Here is a 14,248-nt window from a genome sequence, read left to right on the forward strand (position 1 = left end):
CAACTCCTTGTTATATTTCAATCCAAGGTAAAACTCAGGGCAACATTACAGCTGGCGCATTTACTGCTGATTCTGTGGGTAACATCTATGTTGAAGGTCATGAAGACCAGATGCTTGTTCAAGAATTTAAGCACATCGTTACCGTTCCAACGGATCCTCAATCAGGTCAGCCAGCGGGTCAACGTGTACATAAGCCATTTAAGTTTACAGTAGCGCTTAATAAAGCCGTTCCACTCATGTACAACTCATTGGCATCGGGTGAAATGCTGCCAAAAGTTGAGCTGAAGTGGTACCGTACTTCTGTTGAGGGTAAGCAAGAGCATTACTTCACAACAACACTGACTGATGCAACGATTGTTGATATCAACACTCACATGCCTCATTGCCAAGATCCATCAAAAGCAGATTTCACTCAGCTTATTGAAGTGTCTATGGCCTACCGTAAGATCAATTGGGATCACACTATCTCAGGTACTTCTGGTGCTGACGACTGGCGTGCACCGCTAGAAGCGTAATCGCACAAGTTTGAGGAATGCGCCTCACTTTTGGCTGTGGCGTATTTCTTTTCCTTCTGTGCTTAATCACCATTATCACAACGAATAAAAAATAGATAACGAGTAACGTCGCTATGGCTAGTGGATTACAATTTACCTTCACGGTAGAAGGGCTCGATGCCTCAACATTTGCTGTGACTGAATTTCGAGGAAGTGATGGTTTGTCCCTTCCTTTTTCCTTTTCTATTGACCTTGCCAGCCGTAACCCATCGCTGAGCCCAAATGACACCGTGGATCGCAATTGCAGTTTATCGGTATGGCGAGAAGGCGAATTAAAACAGCAGTGGTTTGGTATTGTTGCGGGATTTTCCCAAGGTGATACGGGCCATCATCATACACTGTACCAAGTACAGATGATCCCGCCGATAGGGCGCTTAGCTCTGCGTCATAATAGCCGCATTTTTCAAACTCAAACGGTACCTGAAATCATCTCTATTTTACTGCAAGAGATGAATGTTCAAGATTATGCTTTTGCGTTAGCCCGCCAGTATCCGCAACGTGAATATTGTGTCCAATATCGTGAAACGGACTTAGCCTTTTTACAACGTATTGCCGCAGAAGAAGGCATTTTCTTCTCATTTAGCCACGAAGGTAATAAAAATACGGTGCTCTTCACCGATGACACTCAAAACGTGGCGATGTTACCTGAGCCCGTGGCCTATAACGGATTAAGCGGTGGCACCAGCCCATTACCCTTTGTGCGTCAATTTAAGCGAATGGCACAAATTCGTCCGTCATCAGCACAATTAAAAGATTACAGTTTCAAAAATCCGGCTTACAGTTTTTTGCTCACAGAGCAAGCCAAAGAAGCAGATTATCAGCAAGCCATTTATGAGCACTATGACTATCCCGGTCGCTATAAAAGTGATGAGAGTGGCAAGCCCTTTACTCTGTTTCGTTTAGAGTCTCTGCGCCGAGATGCGGAAACTGCCCAAGCAAAAAGTAATCTAGAAACCTTATTACCAGGCTCTAAATTTGTTCTTCAAGATCATAATGACGATGCGTGCAATCGTGATTGGTTGTTAGTTGAAATCAAACATCACGGTACTCAGCCTCAAGCGCTAGAAGAAGCGGGCGGTCATGGTGTCACAACCTATAACAATGAATTTATGGTGATACCGGGACACAAACCTTGGCGACCACCATTTAATGCCAAACCTCGTGTTGATGGTCCTCAAATTGCTCGTGTTGTCGGCCCTGACAGTGAAGAAATTTACTGTGATGAGTTTGGTCGAGTCAAAATTCAGTTTCCGTGGGATCGTTATTCTAACAATGATGATAATGCCAGTTGTTGGGTACGAGTCTCCCAAGGCTGGGCGGGAACTCAATATGGTATGGTGGCGCTGCCTCGTGTTGGGCATGAAGTGATCGTCAGTTTCTTTGAAGGGGATCCTGATCAGCCAATTATTACAGGACGTACCTATAACGCGACCAATAAGCCGCCTTACGATCTCCCTGCTCATAAAACTCGTACTGTATTAAGAACAGAAACCCACCAAGGTGACGGTTACAACGAATTACGTTTTGAAGATCAAGCAGGCAAAGAGGAGATTTATGTCCATGCGCAAAAGGATATGAATCTGCTGGTTGAGAATGATCGTAAAGATGACATCAAACACGATCTTCACCTTGATGTTGCTAATGAGCGTTTTACTCACATCAAAGCCAATGACCATTTAACCGTTGATGGCGAGTATCGTAGTCATACCAAAGGAAATAAAACTGTGGTGACGGACGCCTCACTGCATTTGAAGCAAGGTAATAGCTTATTGGTTGATGCTGGCCGAGAAATACACTTCAAAGGCGGCAATAAGATTGTGATTGAAGCTGGCGCAGAGCTTACCTTAAAAGCGGGAGGTAGTTTTGTCAAAATTGATGGCTCTGGTGTCTCTGTTGTGGGTTCTAAGATCAACTTAAACTCAGGCGGCACTGCTGGCTCTGGTTCGGGATATGCGGGAAGTGCTCCGTTACTGCCGGGGGCGGTTGAGGCGGCAACGACTTTAGAGGCTCCGACAATGATTGTTTGGGCCCAGCAATTAGAAGCCATGAAAGGCAATGTGCCTGTTTGTGAAGTGTGTCAGGAGCATCAGCAATGAGTTTTCCCCTTAATCTTCCTTTGCCACTGCCACACTTTCATGATTCGAATGACTCGCTTAACTATTTGGTTGTAGACGGTAGCCAAATTGAACAATTAGAGCCGTTACTACAGCAACAAGACTTACAACCTCAACGAATATGCCCAACCCATTTATTACCGTTGGCAGAGGTTTCCCCCTATATCATGCCTTTAACACCAGAGGCTATGGCTTGGTTCGTCCAATACAATCAAGCCAATATAGGATATGTCATCAGCAGTGAATTCACTATTGATGAGCTTATTGATGCTTTTTGTGATTATTATCAAGTGCTCTCCGCTTACGGTTCGACCGTTTTTTTCAAGTTAGGCCAACCCGAAGCTATTTATATCTTATTAAGTGATAAAACCTGCCTACTTTGGCAATGGTTGACTCAAGCTTGGCTGCCCACCCGAGAAGGTTGGGAACATGTTCGTCGAGATCAAGCCTTTGAAGCAAAGGAAACCCGATTGCCTTATCGTTTATCCGATGTGCAATGGGCTCTGCTAGGTGAAATAAGCCGCCGTAATTGTATTGAAATGGTCCATCAACATCTGCTCCACTTCTTTCCTGCGGTTCTTGAACAGCATGCCGCGCCTTTATTGTGGATAAAAGGTTGGGTAGAACATGCCAACACCTTACAGTTTGAAACGGACGTTGATGTGCTGCACTTTTTTAACATTCTCGCCTTACTAGGAGAGGAGATCATACACTCCGACCGCTATCTCCATATCCGACAACTACTTGAAACCCCTTCAGAACAAACGCCATCCATGCGTGTCGCGATGGCTGATAAACTCGCCCATAAGGAGGCCGTTGATGCCAAGTGATGCTTATAACTCCGCAGAAATCGCTGGAACTAAGAGCCCAAGCTCTCCTGCTGGAACCTGTCCTCTTCAAACAAAAGAAGTGGGCATTATACCAGTTCGTTATGCGATCGATCCAACAATGGGAACAAAGGCCTTATTTCCATTACCGGAAGGGGATGATTGGCAGCCAACCTTTAATATCAATCTGCCTTATACATTGCGCCAACTAAGAGACGGTTGGCTCTATGTGTACAGCAAGAAACAAAAAGTATTGCATACCTACCAAATTGAAAATGCCGTATTTACAGCTCAGCATGAAGGCGGGACATGTGCAGCCTGCTTAACCTATGATTCTGATGATACGCTTTGGCTCAGTTATTCACATCAACGTTGGACGCCGCGTCTCATCGAGCTATTTAGTACAGAAAAAAAGTATCGAGAGCAATGGATGCGCCAATTAAATATTCAAGCATTTAGGCTCAGAATGAAAGGACATCATGCTGGGATGGCCAAAAAACTGGAATCTTCTGTGGCCGATATCGGCTCGGTCACTCAAGACATTATCAATGGTTTTGCAATAACGTCTACGCCATTGAATGCGGATGATACAGAATCAAACAGCGGCTTTGAATTTAATAAAGCAAAACCAGCCAATCCAGCGTCAACGTATCAGGTCACTTTACCAGAATCTAACGTCGGTAATGGGTTATTCATTGCACTAGAAGATCCGCTGGCAGATATTACCGATATTGCCCTGAAACTAGGCTCTCTGCATGCACAAAAAGAGAGGGTTTTTGGTAGTGATGAAGACAAACACAAACAGCTAATCTCGGAGTTCGTTCGCTCCATCGCTCGTGTGCCTTATGATCCTAAAACGGCTCCAGAGGCACTAAAAACGAAACTCAAAGATAACCCGCAAGAAGTCTTAAAGTTTGAGTCGGTGTTAAATCAATATCTGCGTTATCAATCGCCATTAAATCAAGCCCAATATGGTAGTGAGGCTTATGCTGCCAATGCGTTATCGTACGAACAGCCGCGGCTAGAAGCGCAAAAAATACTGAACAATACATATCACTACACACCAACCGATAAAGATTTTGAACACTTTGAGAGCCGGAAAAAGAATATCGATCTCGTTGACTGGAATAAAATGTCGATATTTATTAATGAAAAATACGCCAAACTCAAAGCCATTGAAGGGGATGCAGCCACCATGCTCGCAGAGCTCAACCGAGCCTTAAAAGATCTGGGGGTTTATGCAGCGCGTGTCGGTGTAGATATAGAAGAGACTCAGGGGCAGCTCTATCTCAATACATTATTTGGTCATCTGTTTCCTCTCATGGCTGCCGTATCTCAAAAGTGGGACGCTGCAGAAGAAGATACGTTACTGGCGCTGGCGCCATTTTATTACAGCCCCGAGTTTTCTAAGGCCATCAATAAAGCAATACCCAATGATGCGCTTTCTGTGACCAATGCCAGCGATATGACTAACATGGTCTCTCGTTTGGGAGAAAGTATCGGTTTTATCTATGATGGGCGAATACCTGAGGGTGATGAGGCAACGAAAGCGCTTATAACGCGAGTCATCCAAGCTGCAAAAAATGCCATCACAACAGCAGGTGACCATGTTTGGGATGGGCTTATGGATGGTTTGTTCCCACATCAAGTGAGTGGAGAAAGTGGCCTCGATTCTGGATTACGTCTTATGGTCGCCCGCAGCTTGGTCAGTAAAGAGGGCAAGCTCCTCATCTCTTCCGATTATGTGAGTAAGTTTGACTCGTTTAGTGATAAGTTGAATCCTCTATTACAAAAAGCAGAACAGCTATCAGGGCAATTATACGCCAACGGCACCACAGCAATGCGAAATAACCTCAATGAAATCAAGGAGAAAATTGCAAAGTTGATAGCTGACGAGATGCCATTACTGATCAAGTTTGAACAAGAGGCCATGAATGATGCGGTTCGAGGGAAATTAGCCGCATCGATAATGGGTCTTCGGTCTCGATTAACCTCAACAGTAGGACAAACGGTTGATAATGTTAATGGTGTAGGTACTGTTGTTGGAGGATTTGCGGCCATCTGTAACTTGTGGAATTTATGGGCGGTTTCTCAACAAGTTACATCGAAATTGAATAATGCGAACTCAACGCAAGATCAAGCTGATGTGTATATCGAATTGGCCTCAGCACTTTCGTGGACCTTGTCGGCCTTTGCTGGCGTTGGGCGCGATTCTCAGGTGATCGCATCAAAGTTTGTCGAAATGACAGTAAAAAGAGCTTTAGCCGAATCTGCCAGTACCGTAAATCAACAAGTAGTGATAAAGCGCTTTGTAGCAGCCGCAAAAGTGACAGCTATTTTTGGTCTATTTGCAGCTAGTACGGAAATCTATCTCACGGGTCGACAATGGCAACAATCTGATGACACCTTTGAGCAAGCATTATTAATTGGAAAAATAGGATCACTCGCTGCTCAAGGTGCTGTTTCAGCATTTCAATTAGCTAGGGTGTTGGGTTCGACAGCTCTACTGGGAGAAATCATCGCAGCTTGGATGGTCAGTACACTGTTTTATGCTGGTATCGCCTATTTATTGTTCTCGGCTCTCTACAATTATTTCCACCGTGATGAAATGCAAAAATGGCTACTGAATGGTGCTTGGGGTAAATCGCCTAAGCCTCAAACACTAGAACAGGAGTTAACGGCACTCGAAAATATTATCTGGAAGCCAAAAATTGAGCTGACTAAAAATAGTGTCGATATTTATTTGCCATCTTATCTTCTTAACGATGCAAAGAAGCATTTTGATTTACAAATTGTGGTACACGAAAAAATTAATTTAATCTATGTTTCGATGAACAGCCATAGTAATGAGACATTAAAATCTACACAGATTGATGTTTCACAAGCCAAACGCAAGAATACAGCAAACGGGGTCGGCTATATTTCAGTGCCCGTTCTTCATAAAGAAGGGGATGAGGTTATTATCGCAATTAATTATGATCGAGCATGGACAGAGGAGTGTCAAAGTTATGTTGGTACACGAAGTTCAGCTGGAACATTTGATTTAGAAAGGACTAAGGGCGTTGTTAGTAAGCGGCATGGTGTAGCAGGTTTAACACTCCCAGTAGCAGGATAGTGAAAATGGAAAAATTAGATTTAGATGAAGCACAACAAATCGAACGTTTATATGCTACCTCCCCCGAGTATGAATGGGAACTGATTGTCAACCCAGACAGCAGTCGCACCAAAGGGACAATTATATCATTTATTATTTTTGTTCTTGTTGGCGTATTATTTCTGCTGATTGGCTTCAGCTGGCTCGCTTTAGTTCCAATCGTTGTTGGTGCATTTATGTCTCCTTGGTATCGCTATCTACTCAATGCTGACAAGCGCTACTATTTTGCTATAAATCAATATGGAATGTACTCAAGAAATGAGCAAATTATCCCAGAAATCGCCTATACCATAGTAAGGTATTCAGCTTGGGTTGGCTGTGGAATTTGTCTATTTGCCGCCATTTTGGTTGGTCCCATTGCTTTTGTGGGAGCGGGAGGAGCCGCGTTGTTATCATTTCAAATGACTAACTTCCGGTCTGTAGCACGAAAAAGTCAGTGTTTATTTGATAACGCAGCCATATTAAAAAACTATTGTGAAAATGATTATCTCTTGAGAACAGAAAACTCTATGATTCCACTCATTATTCCAGAATGTAAACTTCCAAGAGTTATTGAGGTTATCAAACAGTATAATGATAGTTTTGAAGAAGTATTTGTTGATTCAAAATCTAATCTAATAATCCTCGAAATTGTTCGCTAAAAGTAGATAAAGCAAAATGCCATTCATTTTAACCGATGAATGGCATTTTTGTTTAAAACTGGTTAAGTGTTGTTTGATTGATGTCTCAACAGCCAAACGCAAGAATACAGCAAACGGGGTCGGCTATATTTCAATACCAGTCCCCCATAACGAAGGGGATGAGGTTATTATCGCAATTAATTACGACCGAGCATGGACAGAGGAGTGCCAAAGTTATGTTGGTACTCGAAGTTTAGCTGGAATATTTGATTTAGAAAGGACTAAGGACGTCGTTAGTAAGCGACATGGAGTAGCCGGTTTAACGCTCCCAGTAGCAGGATAATCACGATGGAAAAATTAGATTTAGATGAAGCACAACAAATAGATCGTTTATATGCTACTCCTCCAGTGTATGAGTGGGAACTGATTGTCAATCCAGACAGCAGTCGAACCAAAAGGTCGTTTGGAATATTTTTCCTGACAGTTTTTGTCAGTATATTATTTTATTTAACAGACTCTGGCTGGTTGTCATTACTTCCAATCGCTGTTGGCTCATTTATGTCTCCTTGGTGTCGATATTTATTCGATGCAGACAAGCGCTACTATTTTGCTATAAATCAATATGGAATGTACTCAAGAAATGAGCAAATTATTCCAGAAATCGCCTACACCATAGTGAGATATTCAGCCTGGGTTGGCTGTGGAATATGTCTATTTGCCGCCATTTTGGTTGGTCCCATTGCTTTTGTGGGAGCGGGAGGGGCCGCATTGTTATCATTTCAAATGACTAACTTCCGTTCGGTGTCATATAAGAATCAGTGTTTATTTGATGGTTATGTTAAGTTAGAAAATTATCGTGAAAATGATTATCTCTTGATAACTGAAAATTCTATGATTCCGCTTATTATCCCTGAATGTAGACTTCCAAGAATTATTGAGGTTATCAAACAGTATAATGATAGTTTTGATGAAGAGTTTGTTGATTTATATAAAGGTTGTAAATCTCATATAATCATTCTCGAAATTGTTCGCTAAAAAGTAGATAAAACAAAATGCCATTCATTTTAATCGGTGAATGGCATTTTTTAGTACAGTTAGTAAAACATGACCTCTGTTTTATCTAGCCTTATACATATCTTTAAGGTGCCACATGTTCTAATGGTTGGGCTTGCTATTGCTATTGCTATTGCTATTGCTATTGCTATTGCTATTGCTATTGCGGGAGGGCTTGGTTGTCTGTGGTTTAAAGACAGCCCGATAGAGGCATGGCTCGCCAATGGTCCTTTTGGTAAAGATAAAGAGGCGCGTTTTCGAGATGAATATGCCGTGTTAGAAGATCCTAAACAGGCGTTGATGACTTGGTTAAATTTCATTATAGGCATCAAAGTGACGGTTTACCCGATGAATAAGGTTGCAGGTCAGTTGCATCTTAGCGCTGATGTGTTACAACGCGTTAAAGCAAAACCGAAAACACACTGCATTCATATTGCGACCAATTTACCTATGGCATTGAATGAAAAGAACATCACCATAGAAGCCGTTCAAGCTATAAAGGAAACTCAACTCACACTAAAAACTGCACATACCAGTACCAAACTGATGAAACTTTATGCGCTCTCGCCAGAAGGCATCACTTCTGTGGGAAATAGTTTTATTTACTTTGTTAATGCACCGAAATTACCAGAGAAGAAGCCAATCACTGATATGCGAACACAAACATTCTATGAGGAAGTTGTATTAGTAAAAGCGCGAGTAACTTATCAAGACACGGTATTCCCACTTCCATCTTTAGATAAAGATAAGATGGTGATAAATCAATATGCGCCATCCAAAGTAAATTTCACTCAACACCAAGATGAGTGGGCCGATAATTTTGAAAGTACGGTAAGATAATCATGAAAAGTTCGCCTTATAATTCACAGCATATTCCCCCGCAAGCTCCTGGTGATGGTCAGGGTTTTTGGTCTCAACAGGCAAGAAAAGGGACATACTTTCCGTTTACGCGTAATAATCACCATGTTCCAGAGAAAGAGTTGTTATATCAAAAACCATCAGAGTTGAGGAAATTGACATCATTCGATGACGGTTATAATGAACGCCAGATAAGAGAGATTACGCTACCATGGTGGGGGTTGATTTATTTTTATGCAGTAACGTTTGCTAAAGGTACTGCTCTTATCATGATGCCAATGGCTTTTTTGGTTTTTGGGGGGATGAATCTTTCAGATGACTCAATTCAGAGTGATTTTAATCAGATCTACTTTGGCTTAACTTGTATTTTAATCGTATGCCTGATTATTTGGGGCTCTTTCTCTTTGTTTAACGGTAAAATACCTGTTAAGACACTGTTTTCATTAAGTCGGGAAACAGGGATGGTGACACTTCATGGTTCGGGTAACAAAGTGCTTTTTAGTCATCCTTTTATTGAGTTTGATTGCTATTTGACAACAACGCCAACTCCTCAAGGATTCTTTGATTATCAGCTATTTTTAGTTCATCGCTACAATGGCTATAAACATGGAGTGCCAATTGGTCGATTCATCAATGGTTCAAAACAATTGGATGAGTACAAGCGATTATGGAATATGATTCAAGCTTATATGGATGTCAGCCAGCCATTGCCTGATATTCCGATGAATGAACCTTTTAGAGATAAGGACAGCGCGACTATCGCTTATGATAAGGCCCATAACCGTAAACCCGACTTTTGGTTTAGCATGAGCGATGAAGAGTTTGAGCAAGCTGTTGCTAAGATTGTTGAGAAACAAAATACTGAGCCACCTCTTGGGGAAATGATACCTATTTTTGCTACCGATACAGAGATAAGCCAAGAAATTTAGAGTTGAGATATTATACACGCCTAGAAATAGGTGTGCATAATATAGCTTTTCAAAAGAATGATAACACATTAAATACCCAGGGGGAGATCGTGAACGATTTTTTAGTCAAAATTTCGATCAATTTGACGAGCACATTTATACCCGTGACCATTAAAAATGATTGATTTTTAATAGAATTAGTATGATGCTACGCATCATGAAAATTGCACTGACTCCCCCAACAAAAGCTACAACTCGAACAAATGCACGATTCTACTCGTGATGGTTGAGTACGTGACCGTATTAAAGCAGTTTTACTTGTCTCTGAAGGTTGGAGTCAGATCATGATTGCTCAATATCTATGAATCGACCGTTGCTCGCCACCTCAGTGACTACGTACTTTCTAAAAAACTTAAGCCTGAAAGTAGTGGAAGCCAAAGTAAGCTTTCTGCTATTCAAACCATGCATCTAATCGAACATTTGACAGAGAAAACCTATTCTCATACTTATCAAATAAATGTATCATATTAAAAATAATACAATTCAAAAAATAAAAGCAGAGATATATCCAGATGAAATTGATTATAATTACTACTTATATGATATAAATTTTGATGGTAATAAAGACTTACTAGTATATGAATCTGGAATAGGTCCGAGAGCAGAATATATCTATGTCTATCTATATGATATTGAGTTAGATAAATTTAATGCTAAGTCATATTCTATAATAGAGTCATTTAGAATCAATCAAGATAAGTCTTCTATATTTTTATTAAGTAATGATTCTGTTGAGTTAATAAATACGAAAAATAAAGTTAAATACTTTATGGATAATAATTTGTTTTATTTTTATGATGGAAAAATGAAAGAAATTAATAAACATCAATATGAAAACAAAGTTATTGATTGTACTCAATTTGAAGATATTGTACCAAGTGAATGATATAAAATATGACTAAACTAAGCCATTATATATTTTTATTATCGACATCAACATTTACTTATTCTGCAAGTCTTGATGTTATTAAAGAATCAGGGGATGATTTAATTATAAATAATCATATTTTTGAAGGTATTATAAGAGATTATCAGAACGACTATGTTTACCTTGATTATTGGGATAATAAATATGCCATCATAAGGGAAACTGACAGCTCAAATAAAGAGCGTGCTATTATGACAATCAATGCTAAAAACAATACCATTGATTGTATATATCAGTCATTTTATACGACTTATACACATATTAGGTTAGGTCGTGCTGTTTGTAATCTCGATTTAAATATTAATGACTTTGAACAGTATCAAAATATTATGGGTAAATATAATATTGATACTTTATCATATGATAATCCATTAATTATTGATGGGTTAAAGTTATCAAGAATAGAGTTGGATAACTTTATATTTTTGAAAAACAAAAAGATTAAGTATGATGATATATTTTTGATGTATGACAATGATAAAAAAATCAGTTCAATCGTAATTGAAGAAAATAATAAAGTATCAATCTTATCTTTATGATAATATTAAACTTTAATATTAGGGGGGAATTTATCTCCCCTGATACATTTATGATTTTTAATATTTGGAATGTTCGCAAATTTTAAATAGTCTCTCTTACCATTTATTCCTGTTCTTTAATCTCCACTGAGAAATAAATTATTTTTAGGAGTATTTATCTCAGACTGAGATAAGACATCATAGTTTCTTATACCAAACCATGTTGGGAAATCTGGATCATTTTTCCTACTAATACAGAGAATTCTCTGTTCAATATTTCTTTACTTATTAATATTTAAGGATAATTATTGGGGGATATATAATAAAAAAGCTAAAGTAAAATTAATGGATATGACTTTTTTAGTAGTAACTTAGAGCTTGGCTCTTAGCTCATACAGTATTTCATTTAATATATGGAAGTAGGGGATTGAACGGCACAGCGAAAACCACGACGTGAAATATATTTGGAGTCAGTCGGATTTTCGTGACTTCTCGTGGTAGTAAGAGGCATGTTACCTCCCCAACCACGTATAACTTTTTCAGTGCCCGTTTCAGGTCCTTGCGGATTTAACTCAGGAGAAACTTTATAGTAATCTTTAGAGTACCAGTCATTCATCCATTCTCGCGAATTACCAGCCATATCATATAATCCTAAAGGGTTTGGGGGCCAGCGCTTAATATCGCCAAAAGAGCCATAATTACCTTGTTCTTTGGTGTATTCATGAATAGAACCATCATTATTAACATAACGACTTCCAATTTCTTGAGCATAACCATTATTTGTGGCGAAATAAATATTTTTTCCTCGATTACGGGCGGCATATTCCCATTGAGCTTCAGTCGGTAAATCTATCGGGTAGTTCGTTAATTTACCTAACCATAAACAATAATCTTTTGCTTCTTGCCATGATTTAGTTGGCATTGGTGTGTTTTTAAGTAGTGTCATGAATTTTTTGTCTTCACGAGTTCTTTTTAATTGACTAAATGCTTCACTAAGGAATGGTAAATTGTGAGCTTGTCTAAAGACATCAAAAGAGAGCGCTAATGTCTCATGGTTAGATAATGAATAATTACTTAATGTTACTTTATGTTGATAGTTAGCCCCAGTTCTTGTCATACTTAATGCCGTATTACAAGATGCTTCAGGAGTCCAATCCATTCTTTTTAAATCAAGCGGGCTACACGGGGCTTTAAAGTCACCCATCATAAAAGTACCGCCTTTAATAAAAACCATACTTTCTAAAGATTCTACCGCAACGTTGAGAATGTGTTGCTTGAGTTTACTATCCGCATCGGGATAAAGCTTATTGATGTTTGTATCAATTCTAGCTATTTCTTGCTTTGATATGATCTCACTGGAAACGGTATTTCCACTGTCATTACAGGCGACTAAATTCGCACTGATAATAAGTAATAATATTGAGTTAACTTTCATAGAATAATCCTTTTTCTACATTATAAAATGTATTCAGATTATTATAAATTCTTTATTTGTGATATGGAACGATTTTTATAGATATAATTACATAACAATATATTTGTTTAATATATGGAAGTAGGGGATTGAACAGCACAACGGAATCCCCTTTGAGATATATATCTTGAATCAGTCGGTTTTTCGTGACTTCTCGTGGTAGTAAGAGGCATGTTACCTCCCCAACCACGTATAACCTTTTCCGTACCCGTTTCAGGTCCTTGCGGATTTAACTCAGGAGAAACTTTATAGTAATCTTTAGAATACCAATTATTTACCCATTCACGCGAATTACCAGCCATATCATATAATCCTAAAGGATTTGGGGGCCAGCGCTTAATATCGCCAAAATAGCCATAATTACCTTGTTCTTTGGTGTATTCATGAATAGACCCATCATTATTAACATAACGACTTCCAATTTCTTGTGCATAACCATTATTTGTTGCGAAATAAATATTTTTCCCTCGGTTACGGGCGGCATATTCCCATTGAGCTTCAGTCGGTAAATCTATCGGGTAGTTTGTTAATTTACCTAGCCATAAACAATAATCCTTTGCTTCTTGCCATGATTTAGTAGAGGACGGTCTATTTTTTAGTTGTTCATCTTGTATCGGGAACTCTTTATCGTAACGAGAGTCTTGATTTGCAACTGGCTTATTTTCTGAACGATTGAAAGCGTCTGTTTCATAATAAGTAGTTTCATGATCAGATAATGAGTAATTACTCAATGTTACTTTATGTTGATAGTTAGCCCCAGTTCTTGTCATGCTTAATGCCGTATTACAAGATGCTTCAGGATTCCAATCCATTCTTTTTATGTTCAGTGGACTACATGGGGCTTTAAAGTCACCCATCATAAAAGTACCGCCTTTAATAAAGACCATACTTTCCAAAGATTCAACCGCAACGTTGAGAATATGTTGCTTGAGTTTGCTATCAGCATTGGGATAAAGCTTATTGATGTTTGTATCAATTCTAGTTATTTCTTGCTTTGATATGATCTCACTGGAAACGGTATTTTCACTGTCATTACAGGCGACTAAATTCGCACTGATAATAATTAATAATATTGAGTTAACTTTCATAGAATAATCCTTTTTTTACATTATAAAATGTATTCAGATTATTATGAATTCTTTATTTGTGATATGGGGTGATTTTTATAGATATAATTACG

Annotated in this window: 13 protein-coding genes and 1 pseudogene; 12 read left to right on the forward strand and 2 right to left on the reverse strand. The window is 39.1% G+C overall.

The genetic code is table 11. From position 1 onward, the window contains the following. From CTN07_RS16705 to CTN07_RS16760, 12 genes and pseudogenes are all read left to right on the forward strand, one after another. The coding region (locus tag CTN07_RS16705; protein ID WP_107183733.1) for an Hcp family type VI secretion system effector at positions 1-515 on the forward strand (515 nt) is incomplete at its 5' end. A gap of 113 nt (positions 516-628) precedes the next feature. Continuing rightward, a complete protein-coding gene (locus CTN07_RS16710; RefSeq protein ID WP_005304759.1) occupies positions 629-2,650 on the forward strand; it encodes a type VI secretion system Vgr family protein in 2,022 nt (673 codons plus the stop codon). After that, positions 2,647-3,498 (forward strand): DUF4123 domain-containing protein, encoded by an 852-nt coding sequence (locus CTN07_RS16715; RefSeq protein ID WP_005304762.1) that lies wholly within the window; start codon positions 2,647-2,649, stop codon positions 3,496-3,498. The genes CTN07_RS16710 and CTN07_RS16715 overlap by 4 nt, the downstream gene beginning before the upstream one ends. Next, positions 3,488-6,610, forward strand: a complete 3,123-nt coding sequence (locus CTN07_RS16720; RefSeq protein WP_005304766.1) for a toxin VasX — start codon at positions 3,488-3,490, stop codon at positions 6,608-6,610. The genes CTN07_RS16715 and CTN07_RS16720 overlap by 11 nt, the downstream gene beginning before the upstream one ends. Before the next feature lie 5 nt (positions 6,611-6,615). Continuing rightward, positions 6,616-7,290, forward strand: coding sequence for an immunity protein TsiV2 protein (locus tag CTN07_RS16725; protein ID WP_005304769.1), 675 nt, complete (start codon positions 6,616-6,618; stop codon positions 7,288-7,290). Between the two features lie 16 nt (positions 7,291-7,306). Further along, positions 7,307-7,612, forward strand: coding sequence for a hypothetical protein (locus CTN07_RS16730; protein ID WP_036765587.1), 306 nt, complete (start codon positions 7,307-7,309; stop codon positions 7,610-7,612). A 5-nt stretch (positions 7,613-7,617) separates the two neighbouring features. Continuing rightward, the gene (locus tag CTN07_RS16735; protein ID WP_005304772.1) at positions 7,618-8,304 is read left to right on the forward strand and encodes an immunity protein TsiV2 protein; all 687 of its coding nucleotides are present in this window, start codon (positions 7,618-7,620) and stop codon (positions 8,302-8,304) included. A 123-nt stretch (positions 8,305-8,427) separates the two neighbouring features. Then, positions 8,428-9,162, forward strand: a complete 735-nt coding sequence (locus CTN07_RS16740; RefSeq protein WP_107183734.1) for a hypothetical protein — start codon at positions 8,428-8,430, stop codon at positions 9,160-9,162. Positions 9,163-9,164: 2 nt separating this feature from the next. Next, a complete protein-coding gene (locus tag CTN07_RS16745; RefSeq protein WP_005304777.1) occupies positions 9,165-10,109 on the forward strand; it encodes a hypothetical protein in 945 nt (314 codons plus the stop codon). A 196-nt stretch (positions 10,110-10,305) separates the two neighbouring features. Then, positions 10,306-10,604, forward strand: a pseudogene (locus CTN07_RS16750) (IS630 family transposase); the annotation flags it as partial. Position 10,605: 1 nt separating this feature from the next. Further along, positions 10,606-11,034, forward strand: a complete 429-nt coding sequence (locus CTN07_RS16755) for a hypothetical protein (RefSeq protein WP_036765588.1) — start codon at positions 10,606-10,608, stop codon at positions 11,032-11,034. Between the two features lie 8 nt (positions 11,035-11,042). Continuing rightward, positions 11,043-11,615: a hypothetical protein gene (locus CTN07_RS16760; RefSeq protein ID WP_005304780.1), complete on the forward strand. Its 573-nt coding sequence runs from the start codon at positions 11,043-11,045 to the stop codon at positions 11,613-11,615. A 385-nt stretch (positions 11,616-12,000) separates the two neighbouring features. On the opposite strand, the gene CTN07_RS16765 is transcribed toward CTN07_RS16760, so the two are convergent. Beyond that, complete coding sequence (locus CTN07_RS16765) at positions 12,001-13,029, reverse strand: formylglycine-generating enzyme family protein (RefSeq protein WP_005304782.1); 1,029 nt, start codon at positions 13,027-13,029, stop codon at positions 12,001-12,003. A 107-nt stretch (positions 13,030-13,136) separates the two neighbouring features. Next, the gene (locus tag CTN07_RS16770; RefSeq protein ID WP_005304785.1) at positions 13,137-14,156 is read right to left on the reverse strand and encodes a formylglycine-generating enzyme family protein; all 1,020 of its coding nucleotides are present in this window, start codon (positions 14,154-14,156) and stop codon (positions 13,137-13,139) included. Positions 14,157-14,248 lie beyond the last annotated feature (92 nt).

This window comes from Photobacterium damselae (genome assembly GCF_003026815.1).
In the GTDB taxonomy this organism is placed as follows: domain Bacteria; phylum Pseudomonadota; class Gammaproteobacteria; order Enterobacterales; family Vibrionaceae; genus Photobacterium; species Photobacterium damselae.